The organism is Mesorhizobium sp. M7A.F.Ca.AU.001.01.1.1 (genome assembly GCF_004022735.1).
GTDB classification, from domain to species: Bacteria; Pseudomonadota; Alphaproteobacteria; order Rhizobiales; family Rhizobiaceae; genus Mesorhizobium; species Mesorhizobium ciceri.
The window spans coordinates 1-1,389 of the sequence record NZ_RZPF01001081.1 but is presented as its reverse complement, the minus strand read 5'-3'; the positions used below and the strand labels follow the sequence as shown (position 1 = coordinate 1,389).

The 1,389-nt window shown below is 63.4% G+C and carries 1 protein-coding gene; it reads right to left on the bottom strand.

Going from position 1 to position 1,389, the window contains the following annotated elements; genetic code table 11:
- A partial coding sequence (locus EN884_RS36005) for an ATP-dependent metallopeptidase FtsH/Yme1/Tma family protein (protein ID WP_164895423.1) occupies positions 1-1,104 on the bottom strand: 1,104 nt, incomplete at its 3' end.
- Between the last annotated feature and the right edge of the window lie 285 nt (positions 1,105-1,389).

Genomic DNA, 1,389 nt, shown 5'->3' with positions numbered 1-1,389 from the left:
GTTCATCAGGTCGGCGCCGGAGAAGCCAGGCGTGCCGCGCGCGATCACCTTGAGGTCGACGTTGGGCGCCAGCGGCACGTTGCGCACATGCACCTTGAGGATCTTCTCGCGGCCGACGATGTCAGGGTTCGGCACCACGACCTGGCGGTCGAAGCGGCCTGGCCTGAGCAGTGCCGGATCGAGCACGTCGGGCCGGTTGGTGGCAGCGATCAGGATGATGCTTTCGTTGGATTCGAAACCGTCCATCTCGACCAGCAGCTGGTTCAGCGTCTGCTCGCGTTCGTCATTGCCGCCGCCGAGGCCGGCGCCGCGATGACGGCCGACTGCGTCGATTTCGTCAATGAAGATGATGCAGGGCGCGTTCTTCTTGGCCTGGTCGAACATGTCGCGGACGCGGCTTGCACCGACGCCGACGAACATCTCGACGAAGTCAGAACCGGAAATGGTGAAGAACGGCACATTGGCTTCGCCGGCAACCGAGCGCGCGAGCAGCGTCTTGCCGGTTCCCGGAGGGCCGACGAGCAGCACGCCGCGCGGAATCTTGCCGCCGAGCCGCTGGAACTTCTGCGGATCGCGCAGGAACTCGACGATCTCTTCCAGATCTTCCTTGGCTTCGTCGACGCCGGCAACGTCCTGGAAAGTGACGCGGCCATGCGCTTCGGTGAGCAGCTTGGCCTTCGATTTGCCGAAGCCCATCGCGCGGCCGGAGCCGGACTGCATCTGGCGCATGAAGAATATCCAGACGCCGAGGATGAGGATCATCGGCAGCCAGGAGATCAAATAGCCGAACAGCGAATTGGAACCGTCCGTTTCAGGCCGTGCATTGATGGTGACGTTCTTGTCCTGCAGCCGCGAGACCAGCGAAGGATCGCCGGGCGAATAGGTCTGGAAACCGCTGGAATTGTCGGTGTAGGTGCCGCTGATACGAGCGCCAGCAATGGTCACCGTCTTGACCCGCCCCGCCGCGACATCCTGCAGGAACTGCGAATAAGGCACATCGCTGGAAGCCCCTCGCGTCTGCGGCGTCTGGAACAAATTGAACAGGGCTATGAGCAGGACCGCTATGATCGCCCAGAGCGCGAGGTTGCGATAGTTCGGATTCATCAATTGTCCCGTTGGCGTCCGCGAGGCGGACACGCGTCATGAGAGGAAACTTGCGCCTAACATAGGGAGAGCGTCCCCCCTTGCCAAGCAGAACAGCACGTCTGGGTTAAGCTTTCGCGCAACCCTCAGCCGGCACTGTGGCCGCTGAAAGGCAAGGGCGGGACCGGGGCCGCGCCAATCAGCCCGGCGACGGCCCGCGCCAGCGCTAGGTCGAAGGATGGCAGGAAGCGGCCGAAGGGGGCAACGACCGGCCGCTTCCTGCCATCCTTCGACCTAGCGCTGGCG